Origin of the sequence: Candidatus Acidianus copahuensis (assembly GCF_000632495.1) — an archaeon.
Lineage (GTDB): Archaea > Thermoproteota > Thermoprotei_A > Sulfolobales > Sulfolobaceae > Acidianus > Acidianus copahuensis.
Genome location: NZ_JFZT01000039.1, coordinates 275,259 through 294,038, shown reverse-complemented (window position 1 = coordinate 294,038; position 18,780 = coordinate 275,259). Strand labels below are relative to the sequence as shown.

Here is an 18,780-nt window from a genome sequence, read left to right as displayed (position 1 = left end):
ATGTCGTTAGATATCATAATTGGCCTAGTTTTCCTACTGATCATTATCTTGATATTCGTAGGACTATCCATTAGACAAGTTAAAGAATGGGAAAGGGCTGTTGTTTTAAGGCTAGGTAGGGTATTGGGAATAAAGGGGCCAGGTCTTATTTTTTTAATACCCTTTGTAGATAGGCCGATAATCGTGGATCTCAGGGTAAGAACGATAGATATACCCCCACAGACTATTATAACAAGGGATAATGTAACTGTTTCTATAGATGCTGTTGTATATTATAAAGTCCTAAAGGAAGGTGTAATAAGTGCAGTTTCCCAAGTTAGCGATTATAACAAAGCAGTTTCTAATATTTCCCAAACTTCTTTAAGAGACATAATAGGACAGATGGAACTTGACGAAGTACTGAGTAAAAGAGAGGAAATAAATAGGAAACTTCAAGAGATTCTAGATAGTTATACAGAACCATGGGGAATAAAGGTAACTGCAGTGACTGTCAGAGATATAAAAGTTTCTCCAGATCTTCTTTCTGCAATGGCAAGACAAGCTGAGGCTGAAAGACAGAGGAGAGCTAAAGTAATTTTGAGTGAAGGAGAAAGACAGGCCTCTACAATTTTAGCTGATGCATCAAAATCATATAAAGAAAATCCCATAGCTTTACAACTTAGATTTCTCGAAACCCTTTCAGATATTTCTCAAAAAGGAGGTTTAATAGTAGTAGTGCCAGCAGGAAATGAGATCTATCCTACTATCTCTCCTTCTCTTAGTGTTACATCCCTAGCTACTTATGTAAAAGATAAGCAGAAACCAACCCAGACGTAAAAATTAAATTAATTCAAACAAGTTTTTTAAATAAAAACATTCTACCTTATTAAGTCACTGCCTTATTGAGTCAAAGCCTCTAATGTTATGTATTCATCTAAATCTATCTCGTAAATCATGTTTATCAAATAACATATTCTCAAATTCATTTAAAAATAATTGCAATGGAACCTAATAGCTAATTGTCTATACTTAATACATATGCTCCCTGATAAATTCATTATATAGACGAAAAATACTAATATCCTTTCTTCTCTAAAAGTTCCTGCCAAATAATTCCGTTTTTATCCATACCAGATTGTGTTTCATAACCCATTGCCATCCAGCCCATCATTCCGTACATCATATGTATTGCTCTTCCTTTGTATATGTGTGGCATTCCATATGTAGCATACATAGCTCTATTACCGTGTTCACATATTACGGCTATATCTCCTTTGGGAATATACTCAACTAATGTCTCTAGGTAATCCAGCGGTATAAGTATTGAACCTGGAATATGATGATCTTCATATTCTTGGGGTGTCCTTACGTCAATTAGTGTTATTTTATTACTCTTCCATAACTTCCTCACAGAGGAAGGAGGCAAGCTAAGTATATGTTTATAGTATGGAGAAACGTACTGCTCAATAACCTGCATATTAACCCAGTTAATGAGTGTTAACGAAGACTTATATTTCTTACTTAGTATACTATTGTTATAAAATTAAACCAATAAAAAGTTTATTTTTAAGAAAAAGTTATTTCATATAACACTAGATAACCTCATTGGTAAGCGCGTGATCCTTTTGTTTAAAGCTTTCTCCGTAGCGCGTACTACTGCTGGAGGAGTTCCTATTGTTGCGCCTTCACCTATTCCCTTAGCAGGTAATGGAGCTGCAGATTTACCTTTCTCTAGGTACTCCCACTTTATGTTAAACGCTTCCATAGCTGTAAGTATTCCATATTCAGCGAAACTTCCAGTAAGCAAGTTTCCCTCCTTGTCGTAGATCACTTCCTCACTAGTAGCTTCACCATAGCCTTGAAGAACTCCACCCATAACTTGTCCCTCCGCTAACATGGGATTAACTACTGTGCCTATGTCGTCTATAGCATAATACTCAAGAACATTTAATAGACCGTCTTCTCTTACCTCAACTAGTGCCATATGACTGCCATAAGGGAATGTAAGATTATCTAAACCAAAGTATGCTGTACCTTCAAGTCCAGGCTCTTCCTTATAATTCCATGTTCCTCCAAGAGTAGACATTGATTTTGCAGCTATCTCCCTTAAGCTCATACTCTCACCAGATTTTGGATTAATAACCTTACCATCGTCGTACTTTAATTCCTGTACGTCACTTCTCATAAATTGGGCAGCTAATCTTATTGCCTTATCCTTGACTTTCCTTGAAGCAATCAGTGCAGCGTTACCGGCTAAGGTTAAGCTCCTGCTACCATAAGTCCCGTATCCTTCGCCTATTAAACTCGTATCTCCCCATACTACTTCCACATCGTTTATATCTATTCCTAGCTCGTCTGCAACTATCTGGGCTATACCAGTAGCAGTACCTTGTCCATGTGGAGAAGCACCTATAATTACGATAACTTTGCCATCTCCTCTAACTCTAACTGATGCGCTTTCCCATGGGCCAAAATTGTTCTGTTCCAGATAAAAGGAAAATCCAGCACCAACTCTTCTGCCCTCTGATCTTAGAACGCTTTCTCTTTCCTCCAATCCTCTAAACGCCTTCTCTGCCTTTTCAAACAAGTTCAGATAATCCCCATTATCATATTTTAATCCAAATGGATTAATATAGGGGGTCTCTCTTACTATATTCTTCTTCCTTAACTCAAGAGGATCCATTCCAATTTCATCAGCAGCAATATCCATTATTCTTTCAATTACAAATGTCGCTTCAGGCCTCCCTGCGCCCCTGTACTGATCTAAAGGAGTCTTATTTGTGTAAACACCATATACGTCAACCACTATATCTTTTATTTTGTATGGCCCAGGGAGCATAGTGGCCGATATATCAGCCAAATAAGTTCCGTGAGACGCTGCACCCAGATCAATTACCAATTGATCATTTATACCAACTAGACTACCATCTTTATTTACGCCAAATTTAACCTTATGTATTTGGCCTCTCCCGTGATACGTTGTTCTTATGTCTTCGCTTCTAGTTGCTATCCACTTTACTGGTCTTTTTGTCTTTAAGCTAGAATAAACTGCAATGTAATCTTCGGCGTATGGAAATAACTTTGAACCGAAAGCTCCACCAACATCAGCTTGAACTACCCTTATGTCCTTTACCATGCTGCCAAATACGTCTAGAAGATACCTTCTCATATAATGGGGGGATTGCGTAGAAGCGTAAATAGTTAATAAGTCTGGCTGATATATACTTAAGATTCCTCTTGGTTCCATTGCAGACGGATATACTCTATTAATTTCTATTTTTTCTTCAACTTTAACGTCTGATGATGATATCTTTTCTTCTGGATTTCCACTCGAGTACGTTTTCTTATAGGCGATATTGGATTTCCCTTCAATAGCTCTTTTTTGGTCCTTTAAGCTTTCCTCAGGATCAATTACTGAAGGTAATACGTCATAATCTACCTGTATCGAATCTAAAGCATCGTATGCTGAATACCGATCTGTAGACAGAACTGCAGCTATAGGTTGCCCTACATATAGAAGTTCAGTAGAAGCCATTGGAAAGTTATCTGGCCTATTTTCTACCTTGAACTTTAAACCAGTTATTACGTCAACAACCCCATTGATCTTTAACGCGTCAGATACATCTACTCTGTTAAGCTTAGCGTGAGGTACTGTACTCCTAAGTATTGCAAGATATAAAGTCCCTGGAAATTCCAGGTCGTCAACATATCTCCCCTCCCCTGTAATTAACCGTGGATCTTCCTGCCTTTTTATCCGCTGCCCCACGTATTTTTTCATAAGGTAAGTAGTGTTCCATGATATAAAAATTTCAAGTATAACTGAGTATCTCCTCTTTTCCAGTTATCCTTTTTCTACCTACAAATCCTTCCTCAATGTAATGCCAATACATGATTTCATCTTCGTCAAATTTCCAGCACAGAAAAGCTGGTCTACCGTTTATTATTGCAGGGAAATCTACAAGGCCTAATTCTGGATCTCTAACTATAATTCCTTTTTCGGATATCTCTCTAATTATCTTATCGACGTGCATAACATAAACCGAAAGGGATTCCTTACGACCGTCTACTAAAGCTCTCTCAGTATCTCCCTTTAGTTCTTTCAATTCCATTAACTTCTCTTTCAGCCAAGGCAGCAGAGACGAAGCGGTTTGTAAGTCGAAATAGGAGTAACTCATATATTTTAGTTAAACCGTTAGAATAAAAACAGATGATGAACCTTACAAGGTCCGATAAGTGACGAACATCTTTCCCTGAGTTAATCATTTAGTAGTTCATTTAACTCATTTTCTTTGACGGTAACAAAGAGAAAAGCCTTACAAGCTTTTATTAGTTGAAGAGCTTCGACTTTCTGCCTGTCTGTAAGATGAGCAAATAAATCCTCTATTATAATAAACTGCTCTTCACTTGAGTTACTTAGGAAATACTTTAACGAAAAAAGGTTTAGTATATCTGCTCTAGCATTGAAGGCTGGCATATCATCTACAAAAAGACCTTCAGATGGATTTATCCATATCTTATGACCATCGACTATCTCGCTAAAATTCTGGGGAAGAACAACAGAATTTACAAACTCAGATATTAGGCCTAACGTCCTAGGTATACCTGGTGCGCCCTCGTCTTGCATCATAACAAACTTGTAAAATGAGGATAGAAAACCTGATCTAGCTGCAGGTAAAAAGAATGGAGTCTTTCTTTCCATATTAGAAAAATAGAAAGAATCAAGTTCTACAAGACCCCTTAACCCTTTCTCAACTTCAGGAATATTATGCAATGAGACTTCCACTTTTACATCCTCTTTTTTATTTATATTTCCCTCTATTTCAACTGGGCCAAAATCAAGGCTAAAACCCAAGTCTAGTTTCACTCTACCCAACGATAAGTTAGATTTTATATTATCTATTATATTTTTTTCAAATAATCTCTTCCACTCATCTACCACGTCCCCCTTTGGGACTACACCATAGAGTCTTGGTATCGATTTAATTCCTTTTAACAAGTAATATAACCCTCTCGATATCTCATAGGAATTTTCATCAATTGTAACTATCGTAACTCGATCCTTTATCGTAATATCCTTGCCGTTTGAGGAAAGAAATGCCTTCATTATCTGATAGTGTGTAATAATGTAATAGAAATCTTTACCCTTTTTCTTTAAACGCTCTGAGAACTAGGTGAAAAAGAATTCGTCTTATTGACTTCACTATCCATATAGGTTAAAATTTCGCTTATAGCCTTATCTGCCTTTCTTAGAACTTCAATATGATTCCGAAAGAACTGTAAACCAGCGTCAGTTAACCTGTAATACTGTTTTCCATCTTTTTCGTAAACATCGAGTATATTGTTTTTCCTCATCCTTCTTAAGGTTACGTAAATCATGCCTTGAGGTATTTTCTTATTGTAAAACTTTTCCACATTTTTCTTGATTTGATAGCCGTACATATCTCCATATCTATACAAAATATAGGAAATTATAATTTGAATAAGACCTTTAAGAACCATCATCCTTGGTTTTTCATTATAGCTCATAGTTGGATCACATGATTTCTAATCTAATATTTTTATGTCATCCTTAATTTTTGATTTGACTTCAAATATACAATACCTATTTAATTGGTTCTTTCAAGTAACTTAGATATTCTAGAAGAACTCATCAAAATAACGCATGAACAAAAATGGCATTCTTTATATGAACTAGCACATGAACTAGTAAGACCTTTCTTACTGCTTTACAACTGAAAGCCTCGCTCTTTAGAGCGGGGAGGAGGTCAGAGCACACATCTTTTGTGAAGGACACTATAAAAATCATGTCAAAATAGGTGTAAGAACGTTTTCCTTTTATAAAGTTAGAAACAGTCTAACTAACCGATTTCCCTTATAGACTATATCTTTAGATTGTTCAGGGTATTTAAAGATGCCCTTTAGGGACTCACTACTCACCCACACGTTCGACAGTGATACAACTATTTCCAGAACAAGATCATAGGGCATCGAGATCAACGGCAAGGATCCCTGCGAATATCATCCCTCACCTTTGTGCACTGCACATCATTGATGTGGGACTCATAATAAAAATTTCTAAAACCACATTCGAAAACCTTTTGTTACCCTAGAATTAGAAACAGTTTCACGACCCCCTAATAAGATCTTGGTCCTACTTTTCTTTCATTTTCAGCCCTTATTTTAGCTATTCCGAAGTGTACAGCGCAGTTTACACAATAGCATTTTCTAACTGGATATCTAGGAATTATAGCTCCCTTTTTTTCAAGTTCGTTAGCAAGAGCAGCTTCAACAGGACTATACATTCTTGTAACACATATTGCTTTATCCTCTGGTACTCTAGCGCCACAATTATCACAAGTTATGTAACCAACATGACCCTTATCGCCTTTTCTTCTGCCTCTGTTCTCCCTTTTTTTAGGCAAAATTACACCCAACATATTCTCGTATAAATACATCTAATAAGTTTTTGCTATTCTAAGGGTCGTCTTAGCTGGTTTTTTACATACTATACAACTCTCATTTATTTCCTTACTCTCGATCGGATAGCCCAGGACTTTACCACCTGTTATTTCCTCGACTTTGAGACCACAGCTGTCCTCTCCACACCATGGAACTTCAACAATTCCACCTTCTTCTAAAGATTTTTTTGCGCTATCTGGATCTGTTGAAAATTTTACCTTCTGATTAAAGAATATCCATGCTCTATCTCTAACACTTCGTCTTACTTCATTTAAAAGTCCTTTAACTTCATCTACCATTTTCTCCTTGATTACAACCTTTGAAGTAAGATCATCCCTTCTTTTTATCGTAACAGAACCGCCGTTTGTCTCTCTCATACCGAGTTCTATTCTTAAAGGAACACCCTTAAGTTCCCAGTAGTAAAACTTCTCTCCAGGAGTCTTATCTTTTTCCTCATCTAGATATACTGAGATATTATTTTCGTTGAGGATCTGTGTAATCTCCTTGGCGTAACTCATTATTTTAGTTGTGTCATTCTCGTTCTTAGCAGGTATTGGAATCACAACAACTTGAATTGGAGCAACTAATGGCGTAAGAATAGGACCATGATCGTCTCCATTGATCGAGACTAGAACTGCAATTACTCTGTCTGAAATACCGTAACTAGTTTGATGAGGATAATCAAGATTCCCATCAGCTTTCTGGATTTTATAATCAAATGCTTTAGTAAAGTGTTGCCCAAGATGATGTACTGTGCCTATTTGCAATACTCTTCCATCTGGCATAATTGTATCGAAGGCATAAGTGTGAAGAGCCCCGGCAAACCTATCCCATGAAGGTCTTTCTGAGATAATGTAAGGTATACCTAACTCATCAAAGAACTTCTTATATATACTAATTGCCTCTTTAACTTGGTTATCTGCATCCTCATATGTTTCGTGAATTGTATGTGCTTCCTTAAATGTACTAACTTCTCTAACTCTTATTAGTGGTCTAGTGGATTTTGTTTCGTATCTAAATATACTAACTATTTGATAGTACTTCTTTGGAAGTTGTCTGTAGCTTTTTATCCAGAGAGATTCCATGTATGTAATGGCTACCTCAGATGTAGGTCTAAGCGCTAACTTTACATCAAGCTGTTGCAAACCTCCTTTTGTTACCCAAAATACCTCATTCTCAAAACCTTCAATATGTTCAGTTTCTTTTTGCAATAAGTCCTCAGGAATTAGCATTGGAAATAGAACTTCTTCGTGACCTGTTCCGTTCAATAAATTCCGTATTAAAGAAAGAGCTTTTTCTCTTATTTTAAAACCGTAAGGCATCCAAACGCCCATACCCTTTACAGGATATCTTCCATAATCGTAAATTTCTGCTTCAAAAATAACCTTATCAAACCATTCACCAAAATTATGGCTCCATTTTTCTCTAGGTATTTGCATAGGGGAAAGAAATAGTTTTACATAAAAAAATTATACTATTATACGTGGGCGAATAACATTAAGACTGCGAACACTAGACCGTATACTACTATTCCTTCACCGATAGCTACAAATATTAGTACAGTACCGAACATGTCTCTGCGTTCAGTTAAGACTCCAATTCCAGCAGCTGCTGCCATACCTACAGCCAATCCTGCACCAACTGCTGCCAATCCTATAGCCAAGCCAGCACCTATATTTATACCTTCAAATCCTTGTGCAGTACTAGACGGCGCTATTGCAGACGAAGCTGTAGCACCATATGCAGATGTAGCTAAGCCCACTAATATTGAAAGCAAAAACAACCCGTACAACGTTCTCTTCATATTCAAACCACCAACTACTTGTTTATTATCTCCTTTAAAGCCTTTCTTTTTATATCTTCTAAATCTTTCTCCTTGTTTTTTAGGATGGTGTTAAATTCATCATTCAGCCTTTTCTTTCCATCCTTTAATCTATCGTCAAGGACTGATTTTAATAGTTTAACAAATTTCTCATATTCCGACATTTTCTCTCCTCTTCTGTAGAAGTCTTCTCACAACCTTAAGTCTAACGAATTCCTCCCTCGACTTATCGTCAAGGACTGATTTAATGAATTTGACCGATGAGGTATAGAAGGGTAAAATAGACTTATCAATAGCATTAATTAATCTCTGTGTTCTCTTAAGCTCACTAACCAGTGATCTTATAGTTGATTCAAGTTCAACTAATTGAATTACCTTAACTAATGCTTCTCGCATTTCATCAAAGGATTGAGATAGGTAAGGTGAAGTTTCAACTTCGCTAAACGGTTTTTTGGGTATACTATTTTCATCTAACTGAACAACTGGTATTTTTACACCAAATATAACCTTAGTTGAACCAGAAACTCTAAGGGAATGACTCTGAGATTCTGCAATATTCCTAGTATTATTTATCCCTTCATCTACTACACCTTGCAAAAAGCTGGAATAGGCTCGCTTTAGTGATTTATTAACTTCGTTATACAGCTTTTCATACTCTAAGATGTACGATCTCAAGTATATGAGTAAAACTTCCCTTTTATTCTCTAAAAGTCTCTTAATGTTTCTTATTAACTTTAACTGTGACTTAAAGTTAATTAAGTTAAGCTTTGTTGGCAAAACCTTGTTTGAACTCATTGCTTACCACGATACGCTGGAAGATACTTCTTTATTAAGGATTGCTTAATATTTGTAAGTTCGCTTTCTGGCAATATTGACACAATATCCCATCCAATGTCTAGCGTTCTTTCTATTGATCTATTTTCATTAACACCCTGAGTTACGAACTTTCTCTCAAAAGCCTCCCCGAAGAGTAGGTACTTCTTGTCAACGTCAGAAAGACTGTCCTCACCAATAATTGCAGCTAATCCTCTAGTATCAACTGCCCTGGCATAGGCCGCAAACAACTGATTCTGTAGATCTTTATGATCATCTCTGGTTTTTCCCTCACCTATTCCATCTTTTCCAAGTCTTGATAGACTCATTAGAACGTTTATAGGAGGATATATTCCTTTGTTATAAAGAGATCTATCTAGCACAATTTGCCCTTCGGTAATATATCCGGTTAAGTCAGGTATTGGGTGGGTCATATCATCGTTAGGCATGGTCAAAATAGGCATTTGAGTTATAGAACCTTTCTTTCCCTTTACTTTTCCTGCTCTTTCATATATTGTAGCAAGATCAGTATACATATAACCTGGATATCCACCTCTACCTGGAATTTCCTCCTTGGATGCACTAATTTCTCTCAGAGATTCACAATAGTTAGTCATATCTAGTAGAATTGCTAATACGTGCATATCTTTTTCAAAAGCCAGGTATTCTGCAAGCGAAAGAGTAGTTCTAGGAGTTAGGATTTTCATCATCGGTGGTTCGTTAGCTAAACTTACAAACATAGCTACCCTATTTATTGCCCCTGTTTCCTCAAAGAACTTCCTGAAGAACATCGCATCATCATATCTTACACCTATAGCTCCAAAGACTACTGCAAAATTACTCTCTTCTCCTATAACAGTTGCTTGTTTAGCTATTTGAGCAGCTAAGGTATTAGATGGAAGCCCACTTCCACTGAATATTGGAAGCTTTTGTCCTCTAAGAAGTGGATTCATGCCGTCTATTGCAGAGATCCCAGTCTGTATAAATTCCTCTGGATATTCTCTCATAGAAGGATTAATAGGCCCTCCATTTATGTCTGTTTTCTCGCCAGAGATAATGGGCGGACCGTTGTCCAACGGATCGCCTAATGGATTGAATATTCTTCCAAGCATTTCATCTGAAATTTTAACCTCTAAACCTCTTCCTAAAAACCTCACTGTTGTCCCGGTAGGAGATACTCCAGAAGTCCCTTCAAAGACCTGAACTACCGATGAACCTAGGTATGAATCAACCACTATTCCTCTTCTTCTTTCACCATCAGACATCTCAACCTGCACTAATTCATTATACGCAGCATCATTTACTCCTTGAACTATTACTAGAGGACCTTTAATCATTGATATATTCTTGAATTCTCTTATATTCATCGTAGTTTCCATTATTAAATCACCTTCTTCTCTAGTTGTTCAAACTGTGATTTTAATGTATTCTCCAATTCGTCATACTTGTTAAGCTCGTCATTCTTTATAATTGCCTTTGATTTTATTATGTCTGTAACAACAGTTATTCCTTCAGATATTTTCTTTACCGGCATTCCCTTTTCCACTAAATTTGTTGCAAATTTGTTATAGAAATCTATTAGTTTCATTATCCTATACTGTTTTTGAGGGGATGAAAAAGCGTCTATGTCATCAAACGCGTTTTGTTTGAGAAAAGCTTCCTTAATTAATCTAGCTACCTCTAATACAAGTTTATCTCTTTCTGAAAGTGATTCAGGTCCAACCAGTCTGACTATTTGCTTTAATTCGTCCTCTCTGATCAAGGTCTTAACCATAGACTCTCTAATTTCCTTCCATTGAGGATTCACGTTTTGATCCCACCACTTACTTACTAGATCCGTATAAGCGGAGAAACCTTGAAGCCAATTAACTGCAGGGAAATGCCTAGCATGAGCTAAAGATACATCCAGAGGCCAAAAGACCTTTACAAATCTTAGAGTATTGCTAGTTACTGGTTCTGTAAAGTCTCCACCAGGAGGAGATACTGCAGAAGCTAATGTAACTGAGCCAAATCTATCTAAATTACCTAACGTTCTAACCTTTCCTGCTCTTTCATAATACTCCGCTAATCTCGATGGCAAATAACTAGGAAATCCTTCTTCTGCTGGCATTTCTTCCATTCTTCCTCCTAAATCTCTTAATGCTTCTGCCCAACGAGTCGTAGAGTCTGCTACTACTAAAACATCGTATCCTTGATCTCTGAAGTATTCTCCTATTGTAACTCCCATGTATATACTTGTTTCCCTTGCAGCCACCGGCATATTGCTTGTGTTCGCAACCAATATAGTCCTTTCTAGCAATGGCCTTCCTGTCCACGGATCCTTTAAGGTTGGGAAAGCTCTGAGCTCATCAGTGAGCTCGTTTCCGCGCTCCCCGCAACCAACGTAGATTACGATCTTAGCGGAACTCCATTTTGCTAGGCTTTGCAATGTAACAGTTTTTCCAGCGCCGAAAGGACCTGGGATCGCAGCAGTACCTCCCTTTGCCAAAGGAAATATAGTATCTAAAACCCTTACACCAGTTAAGAGTGGCTCACTAGGCTCAAGTTTTTCCTTAAATGGCCTCGGAATTCTAGCCGGCCACTTTTGTATCATCGAGACAGGTACTTCATCCCCGTTCATATTAACTATACCAATATTTTCCTCTACAGTATATTCCCCTTCGCTTGCAACTTCCTTTAGAGTACCTTGAACATTTGGAGGTACAATAATTCTATGCTCTATAAGCTGAGTCTCTTGAACTGTTCCTAAAATATCCCCAGGATAAACCTTATCTCCTTTCTTAACCTTAGGGACAAAGTGCCACTTTTTCTGTCTATCTAAAGAAGGAACTTTAACGCCTCTTTGAATAAACGGGCTTTCACTGATTTCCGCTATACGCCCTAACGGTCTCTCTAAACCATCAACTATTTGCCCAAGGAGTCCAGGGCCTAGCTCTGCTGACAAAGGCGCTCCCGTGCCTAAAACTGGCTCACCAGGCTTTATCCCGCTAGTATCCTCATAAACTTGAATGTAAGCCCTATCTCCCTCAATTCTAGTTATTTCCCCAATTAGTCCTAGATCTCCTACTTCTACTACCTCAAACATTTGAGAGGCTTTCATTCCCTCTGCTACAACTAGTGGGCCATTTACTCTTAATATTCTCCCTTTTGTTGGCATTTAGTCCTCACCAAATAAAATTGAAACTATTTTAGGCTTAACAGATTCAAAAACTTGATCTAAAATTAAGTTTAAGGAATAATCCATTGTCAGTCCCTGATCAGGGTAAGTTATTTTTATCCCACCAATCACTGAATTGTCTATTTGGATATTTGCCTTAATTTTAGCCGACTTTACTAAGCTTCTTATAAGGTCTTGATCTCCACTGTTGCAGTAAATAATAGAACTATCCTTAGCCTTATCAGAGATTATTTTCCTGATACCTTCTGTATATTCTGAGGAAGATGTAATATCTCTAGCTCTTTTTAACACTTCACCATATACTTTCTTTATCCAAAAATCTTGCTCATTCAGTAAAGTTCTCTTATTTTCAACCTCTATTTTTGCTTTTTCTCCCCCTATTTCCTCTTCTCTTTTTGAGATCTGTTCTTTTATTTTATCTGAGTACTGAGAGAGAATGTCATTGTATTTTTTATCTAAATAAGAATTTGCCTCCTCAACTCCCTTAGATAGATCACTCTTTATTTGTTGAAATATATCTTCTATTTGATATTCAAGTAATTGTTCAAACTCCACTTTTTATCACCCAAAACCTAAAGCTCTTAAAACCATTTTCCTTACATCCATTGGAGCTGATTCACTATATGGAGAAGGAATTACTGTAATTAAAGGTTTTGTTTGACCACTTATAACAGGATCTACCTTTTCCCTTACAGGATCATAGATATCCTTTGTAACAAGAACTAGATCAACATCTTCTCTTTTTTTCAAAGAGATCAGGGAGTTCTCGAGTTGATATGGATCTTCAAGTATTATCCCCTCAGCTCCCATTATTTCAAATAATGAAACAGTATACTTATCCCCTACTAGTACTATTTTACCCATTGGGAATTCGTAATGTAGATTAAAATTTTAAGCGTTTGTGACTATCATAGAACGATATATAGTGATCTTTCCAGAGAATATGGTTAAGGCCGAAATATTCTTTCAGAAAGAAAAAATAGACGACATAGTAACTAGTATTCTAAAATTTGGAAAACTCGAGCCAATAGAGGCAAACAGCTCAATACAAGGAAGAATGGAGGAAGCTAGAAAGGAATTAGGTACAGTTCAAGAACATGTAAACAAAATTAAGATCATCATGGATATAGGAAAAGTGATAATAGAACCTAAGGGAAAACTTACAATTTCTGGAACATGGATAGACATGGCAAAGAAAGTTAATGAGAAAGCTACAGAGTTAGAGGGGAAATATAGGTTCCTTCTTGAAGAGATCGGAAGAATTAGAAGTGAGATAGAAATTCTAAGAGCCCAAGAGAAGGAAATTCTGCCTTTCAAGGAGATAACTGTAGATCTAAGCTCTCTATACTCTCTAGAGCTTTTTGATGTTCTGCTAGGGACAGTTAATGAAACAAAAATAGATAAGCTTAGACAAGAAATAGCTGTAGTAATATCAAGTAAGATAGATCAAAACAAGTACGCTGTAATGCTTATAGACAAAAAAGGAAAGATTAACAAAGAGAAAATCCAAAGAGAATACGGAGTAAGGATATTAGAGTTACCTGAGAATAACTCGCCACATGAGATCTATGTCGATATAGAAAAGAGAATATCGGAATTACAAGATATTCTAGAAAGGAGTAGAACAAAATTAGCAAAAAGTTTACAGGAGTCCCAAAACGAAATTAAGGAAGTATACGGACAATTATTAACCATAAGAGACGCATTAACCGTAATGTCAAAGGCAAAACTTTCTGATTATTATGGTGAAATTCAAGGATACGTACCAGAGAAAGACATAAAGAATCTTAAGGGACTACTTGGAGATAAGGCTTTTCTTAGTTATAGAAGACCTAAATATGGAGAGAAAGAAGAACCTCCAACTTATATAAAGCTTCCTAAAAGAATGAAAAGTATAGAATCAATTATCGAACTCTATGGTTCTCCTTCTTATTGGGAAATCTCGCCTATGATTTTCCTTGTATTTACATTTCCATTCCTGTTTGGCTTAATGTTCCCCGATTTTGGAAATGCTTTGGTTCTTTTAATTTTCGCTATATGGTTCTTCAAATATGGAAAGAAAAAAGGAAGCCTAAACACAATTAATCTATCGTTAGTATTAATATATTCTAGCATCGCTGCTATGATAACTGGACTATTAGCCAGAGAGTTCTTCGGACCTCTTCTAGTTGGTGGACCTAGGGAAATATTAAATAGCAACGCTTATCCTGTAGGACCTCTGTACTACGTTTGGCCAGTTCCAGTAAGTGTATCAAACGCATTAAAATACATTCTACCATTTGGGCACTACACTGTACTTTCAACAGAAATTGAGAATGCAATGATACTATCAATTCTTCTTGGTGCAATCCTCCTTTTTGCAAGTTCCTTAATAGGGGTAATTGACGCAGTAAAGAAAAAAGATAGAGAATTCATTTATTTTGAGAAGCTTCCGCTTGTTATACTTTACACAGTTCCACTAATTATATTCGGATACGGCATAACTAACTTTTCCAACTACTTTGGACAAGTTGAGAATCTGCTGGGAGCTATATTGTACAATCTCTTTCATTCCTTTTCACCAAATCTTTCTACACCTACCTACGCCTTAGCTTACATTTTACTGTTATGGGTTGAAATAGGACTGATTTACAACTGGGGAGCAAAGACTTTACTTGCAAAGAGACATGGCGGAGTAAGCTTAGGCGGGGCTGTAGGTATAGGCTTTGTAGAGGGAGGATTTGAGGCTGGAATTTTATTGCTTTCAAATACGATATCCTTCATAAGGGTCTTAGTATTCGCGCTGTCTCACTACTACATTTTATACGCTTTCTCATATATGGGACTTCTAGTGTTCTCATATAAGGGATTACCATTTGCAGTCGACGCAATTATTGGAGGTATAATAGTTGTGTTAGGAAACTTGCTTGCAATCGCACTAGAAGGATTAATTGTCTTTATACAAGACATGAGGCTTCACTTCTATGAAATGTTTAGCAAATTCTATGAAGGGAGAGGAAAGAAATTTGAACCAGTCGCAGCTTACGTTGTTCTTGAAGAAGGAGCTGAAAAACAAAAACTTGAAGTTCCAGTAGTTCTATCTCAATAAAGTTGGTCTTGTTTTTTCCAATTCCTTTCTTATACTACTTAGTTTCTCTTGAACTTGCTTCTCAAAATCCAAGTCTATCTTTTTGAAGAGCGGAGAGGCCTTTCTCACCTTATGTCCAGGTTGCAATGACAGAGAGAATATATTATCCCACATTTCTTCTTCAATGTTAGTCAAATTCAGATGCGAGTAGATAATCTTGGCATAAGATGGGATTATTGGATAAAGCATTATAGCTAATTCTCTAATTAAATTTATACCTATATATAAGGTATTTTCTGCAATTTCTTTTCTATCTTTCACCCTATCCCAGGGCGCTTTTAGGTTAAGGTATGCGTTTCCCTCCCTAGCTAGTTCAAGAATATAATCGGTCCCAGATTTTAACCTTCCTCTTTCAAACTCTAGTGACACCTTGGATGGAGTATCTCGCATTAAAGCAAGGAGTTTCTTGTCATGTTCATCCTCAAGTTCAACGTGATATCCAGGAACAACTCCTGAAAAATAACGATTTATCATACTTAAAATTCTATTTTCGAAGTTTCCAATATCATCATTAAGTTCAGTATTAATTATCCTTAATGTTTCTCTCCAGAGGAAGTTAGTATCCTTCTCTTCTGGTCTTAATCTTACTAATACAAATCTCCAGTACTCAACATCCATAATTTGAGGCGCCTCGTCTATCCAGATACCAATTTTCCTGCTTTTGCTAAACTTCTGTCCTTCATACATTAAGTATTCAGTTGCGCTGATAACTGAAGGAAGAACGTAGTTCTTTTCCGACGCTAATAACATAGCTGGAAAGATAACAGCGTGAAACGGTATGTTGTCTTTTCCTATGAAGTAAAAGCTCTTTACGTTTCCAAACCAGTAATCTGACCACTTCTCATTATTTCCATTATTCTCAAAATATTCTATAGTTGCGGATACATAGCCTAATAGAGCCTCAAACCAAACATAAATTGTCTTTCCTTCCGATCCCTCGAATGGAGCTTGAATTCCCCATGAAGTATCTCTAGTTAAACTCCTTGGTTTTAGACCTTCTTGAATCCAACTTAGGGCCACTGATTTCACATTTTCAGGCATTGTCTTTGAAAGGCTTAACCAGTCCTTCAGTTTTTCACTGAACTGAGATAAATCAAAGAACCAATGTTTAGTTTTCTTATAAATTGGTTTACTTCCACATATGGCGCATTTAGGATTTATTAGTAATTCAGGTGAAAGGAGCCTTCCACATCTGTCGCACTGATCTCCTCTCGCATCTTCAAACCCGCAATACGGACAAGTTCCCTTTATAAACCTATCTGGTAAGAATATTTTATCATTCTCACAGTACGGTAATACTTCTTCCTTTACTTTTATATATTTCTGAATGGAGAGAAGAAACTCTGAAACAAACTTCTTATGTACTTCCGATTCTGTTCTAGTATAGTTGTCAAAACTAATTTCCCACGTATCCAAAAACAACTTTTTAACGTATTCGTGAGCTTGGCTAGTAAGTTCTTTTGGGTTAACTTTCCTCTTAATAGCTTCTATCTCAATTGGAGTTCCATGTTCATCGCTTCCGCTTACAAATAAGACGTTTTCCTTGCCATATTTTAACCTCGCATATCTAGCAAATACATCAGCCGAAAGTATAGATCCTATGAGGTTTCCGAGATGAGGAACTGTCTCAACATATGGCCAGGCTGAGGCAACAAGGACTTTCATACTGAGGTTATGGTAGTAGCGGATATATAAAGAGTAACCTAAATTATATCTGTGATTAATCCCTCAAAATACCCTTTTCTGGTTCCAATAGAGAAGGTACTAAAAGATCAGGGAGGTATTAGTATTTTCGATATAATATCTGTTGATGGAGATTCTTTGAAGTCTGCTAAGGAAAGAATTTCATTAATAATAGAAAATAAGAGACCTATACCATCCTACAACTCATATAGAAATCCTAACTTAGTGTTCTATTCTTTACTTCTAATCCTATCCGTACTTTACGACAGAAGACTAATGAAAAGAATAATCCAAGAAGAAAGCGAAATGTTTGTAGCTGAATTAAAAAAGGAGAGTGAGGATGATTTACTTTCAATGGCAAGTTACTTGGGAGTAAAAGTAGAAAGGAGGGAAATATCTTATTGGGAAAAAAATAGAAAGAAGATTTTGTCATTTACATTACCTTTCTTAAATTACATAAGAGATTTACCTAAAAACATCGAAGATCTTAGGTTATGCAACCAGATCGTAAAAGATGGATATGTTTATATTGATAAGGTAAGATTAGTGGAATTATTAAAAACCAAAATTCAAGAAAAAATCCTCTCATTAGTTAAGCCTATATCTCTATCTAAGATACCCGACAGCATAAGGGATATACTTTCTCTTAAAGGCGGAAAAACGCCACCCTGTATTGAAGTTATCATGAGAAAAAAGGAACGAAATCCTGAAGAAGTAAGAACTTTAGTAGTGTATATGATTGATATAGGAATAGACAGAAGTACTATTTCTTCCACAATTAAAGACAACATTGAAAATCCAGACGAGTTCATTAATTCATTCCTTAAAAGAAAGGAAAAATTTATAATTTATTCATGCAAAAAAATGAAAGAATTAGGGCTTTGTATAGATGACTGTAATGTAAAAAATCCATTACAACTTTACTTCGGAAGAGCCGAAAGGACTAGTTGAAACCTTTGAATAACGGTCACTATTGATAAAATGATAAAGATGTAAAACATGTATTGAGCCAAGTATGGAATAATTATTAGCATAAGAAGTAGTATAACCACAAAAATTAGCCTTTCCCCTCTCTCTATAATACCTCTTCCCTCAGCTCTAATTCCTAGAGATTCAGCCTTTGCCCTTAAGTAAGGTATAGTCAAAGATATTCCTACAAGTAATGCCACGAGAATTGGACTGAAGTAAAGACTTAAGGGAGATATAAATAGTGCGTCTTCTAATCTATCAAAAGAGGAATCAAGAAAAGCTCCTCTAGACCCAGCTTTATGGGTAATTCTGGCTACTTCTCCATCTAGAGCGTCTGATAGGGAAGAAAGTATCATTAAAATTAAAGCTATCAATATATCTCGTGTAAAGTAAAATAATACAAAATATGCAATAGAAAGTAAAAGACCTACTGTGGTCAACGCATTACCGGTTAGACCAAATTTAGCGAGACCTAGGGCTAAAGGAGTTAAAATACGCTTAGATTCTTTTCTAAGTCTAGTGATCAACTTTTTCCAATACGGTAAAAGTTATTCAGAGTTTAATATTTTCCCGTGACGTCCTAACACAACTGAAGTGTGATGGAACTCATTCTGAGTGAGGTTACGAGAATCGGTGTCACTATCTCATCACACCAACTTATGTCCTTCAAGGGCATAACAGGTAGATCCTGCAAGAAGCAGAATTTAAAGTGGAAAGAAAACTCCGCAGGTGATCTAGGATTTTTTGTAA

The 18,780-nt window shown here is 36.5% G+C and carries 19 protein-coding genes; 3 read left to right on the top strand and 16 right to left on the bottom strand.

Annotation, left to right across the window (positions count from 1 at the left end; translation table 11 throughout):
• Positions 1 to 816 carry a slipin family protein gene (locus CM19_RS06095; protein ID WP_216604123.1) on the top strand — a complete coding sequence of 272 codons (816 nt, stop codon included), beginning with the start codon at positions 1 to 3 and terminating at the stop codon, positions 814 to 816.
• A gap of 238 nt (positions 817 to 1,054) precedes the next feature.
• Here CM19_RS06095 and CM19_RS06090 read toward each other — a convergent pair whose 3' ends face one another.
• The 14 genes from CM19_RS06090 to CM19_RS06030 all read right to left on the bottom strand — a co-directional run bounded on the left by CM19_RS06090 (position 1,055) and on the right by CM19_RS06030 (position 13,115).
• A complete protein-coding gene (locus CM19_RS06090) occupies positions 1,055 to 1,456 on the bottom strand; it encodes a rhodanese-like domain-containing protein (protein WP_048099526.1) in 402 nt (133 codons plus the stop codon).
• A gap of 105 nt (positions 1,457 to 1,561) precedes the next feature.
• A complete protein-coding gene (cutA, locus tag CM19_RS06085) occupies positions 1,562 to 3,757 on the bottom strand; it encodes a glyceraldehyde dehydrogenase subunit alpha (RefSeq protein ID WP_048099525.1) in 2,196 nt (731 codons plus the stop codon).
• A 31-nt stretch (positions 3,758 to 3,788) separates the two neighbouring features.
• Positions 3,789 to 4,154 carry a DUF2203 domain-containing protein gene (locus CM19_RS06080; RefSeq protein WP_048099524.1) on the bottom strand — a complete coding sequence of 122 codons (366 nt, stop codon included), beginning with the start codon at positions 4,152 to 4,154 and terminating at the stop codon, positions 3,789 to 3,791.
• Positions 4,155 to 4,234: 80 nt separating this feature from the next.
• A complete protein-coding gene (locus tag CM19_RS06075; protein ID WP_052349466.1) occupies positions 4,235 to 5,083 on the bottom strand; it encodes a hypothetical protein in 849 nt (282 codons plus the stop codon).
• Positions 5,084 to 5,130: 47 nt separating this feature from the next.
• Positions 5,131 to 5,505 carry a PadR family transcriptional regulator gene (locus CM19_RS06070; RefSeq protein WP_048099523.1) on the bottom strand — a complete coding sequence of 125 codons (375 nt, stop codon included), beginning with the start codon at positions 5,503 to 5,505 and terminating at the stop codon, positions 5,131 to 5,133.
• 608 nt (positions 5,506 to 6,113) lie between these two features.
• Positions 6,114 to 6,401 carry a 30S ribosomal protein S26e gene (locus CM19_RS06065; protein ID WP_048099649.1) on the bottom strand — a complete coding sequence of 96 codons (288 nt, stop codon included), beginning with the start codon at positions 6,399 to 6,401 and terminating at the stop codon, positions 6,114 to 6,116.
• 33 nt (positions 6,402 to 6,434) lie between these two features.
• Positions 6,435 to 7,877, bottom strand: a complete 1,443-nt coding sequence (gene proS, locus CM19_RS06060) for a proline--tRNA ligase (RefSeq protein WP_048099522.1) — start codon at positions 7,875 to 7,877, stop codon at positions 6,435 to 6,437.
• Positions 7,878 to 7,915: 38 nt separating this feature from the next.
• The gene (locus tag CM19_RS06055; RefSeq protein ID WP_048099521.1) at positions 7,916 to 8,242 is read right to left on the bottom strand and encodes an ATP synthase subunit c family protein; all 327 of its coding nucleotides are present in this window, start codon (positions 8,240 to 8,242) and stop codon (positions 7,916 to 7,918) included.
• 14 nt (positions 8,243 to 8,256) lie between these two features.
• Positions 8,257 to 8,424: an ATPase gene (locus CM19_RS12920; protein WP_150111392.1), complete on the bottom strand. Its 168-nt coding sequence runs from the start codon at positions 8,422 to 8,424 to the stop codon at positions 8,257 to 8,259.
• A complete protein-coding gene (locus CM19_RS06050; RefSeq protein WP_048099520.1) occupies positions 8,411 to 9,055 on the bottom strand; it encodes a V-type ATP synthase subunit D in 645 nt (214 codons plus the stop codon). Before CM19_RS06050 ends, CM19_RS12920 begins: the two co-directional genes overlap by 14 nt.
• Positions 9,052 to 10,452 carry a V-type ATP synthase subunit B gene (locus tag CM19_RS06045; RefSeq protein WP_048099519.1) on the bottom strand — a complete coding sequence of 467 codons (1,401 nt, stop codon included), beginning with the start codon at positions 10,450 to 10,452 and terminating at the stop codon, positions 9,052 to 9,054. The genes CM19_RS06050 and CM19_RS06045 overlap by 4 nt, the downstream gene beginning before the upstream one ends.
• Before the next feature lie 2 nt (positions 10,453 to 10,454).
• Complete coding sequence (locus CM19_RS06040) at positions 10,455 to 12,230, bottom strand: ATP synthase subunit A (RefSeq protein WP_048099518.1); 1,776 nt, start codon at positions 12,228 to 12,230, stop codon at positions 10,455 to 10,457.
• Positions 12,231 to 12,806, bottom strand: a complete 576-nt coding sequence (locus CM19_RS06035) for a V-type ATP synthase subunit E (RefSeq protein WP_048099517.1) — start codon at positions 12,804 to 12,806, stop codon at positions 12,231 to 12,233.
• A gap of 6 nt (positions 12,807 to 12,812) precedes the next feature.
• The gene (locus CM19_RS06030) at positions 12,813 to 13,115 is read right to left on the bottom strand and encodes a V-type ATP synthase subunit F (RefSeq protein WP_048099516.1); all 303 of its coding nucleotides are present in this window, start codon (positions 13,113 to 13,115) and stop codon (positions 12,813 to 12,815) included.
• 61 nt (positions 13,116 to 13,176) lie between these two features.
• Between CM19_RS06030 and CM19_RS06025 the strand changes: the two genes are divergently transcribed.
• Positions 13,177 to 15,339 carry a V-type ATP synthase subunit I gene (locus tag CM19_RS06025; RefSeq protein WP_081801222.1) on the top strand — a complete coding sequence of 721 codons (2,163 nt, stop codon included), beginning with the start codon at positions 13,177 to 13,179 and terminating at the stop codon, positions 15,337 to 15,339.
• On the opposite strand, the gene metG is transcribed toward CM19_RS06025, so the two are convergent.
• Positions 15,328 to 17,043 (bottom strand): methionine--tRNA ligase, encoded by a 1,716-nt coding sequence (gene metG / locus CM19_RS06020; protein WP_048099515.1) that lies wholly within the window; start codon positions 17,041 to 17,043, stop codon positions 15,328 to 15,330. The genes CM19_RS06025 and metG overlap by 12 nt on opposite strands.
• Positions 17,044 to 17,094: 51 nt before the next feature.
• Between metG and CM19_RS06015 the strand changes: the two genes are divergently transcribed.
• Positions 17,095 to 18,012, top strand: a complete 918-nt coding sequence (locus CM19_RS06015; protein ID WP_052349465.1) for a hypothetical protein — start codon at positions 17,095 to 17,097, stop codon at positions 18,010 to 18,012.
• Here CM19_RS06015 and pgsA read toward each other — a convergent pair.
• Positions 17,982 to 18,557, bottom strand: coding sequence for an archaetidylinositol phosphate synthase (pgsA, locus tag CM19_RS06010; protein ID WP_048099513.1), 576 nt, complete (start codon positions 18,555 to 18,557; stop codon positions 17,982 to 17,984). The two genes, CM19_RS06015 and pgsA, sit on opposite strands and share 31 nt — an antisense overlap.
• Positions 18,558 to 18,780: the final 223 nt, after the last annotated feature.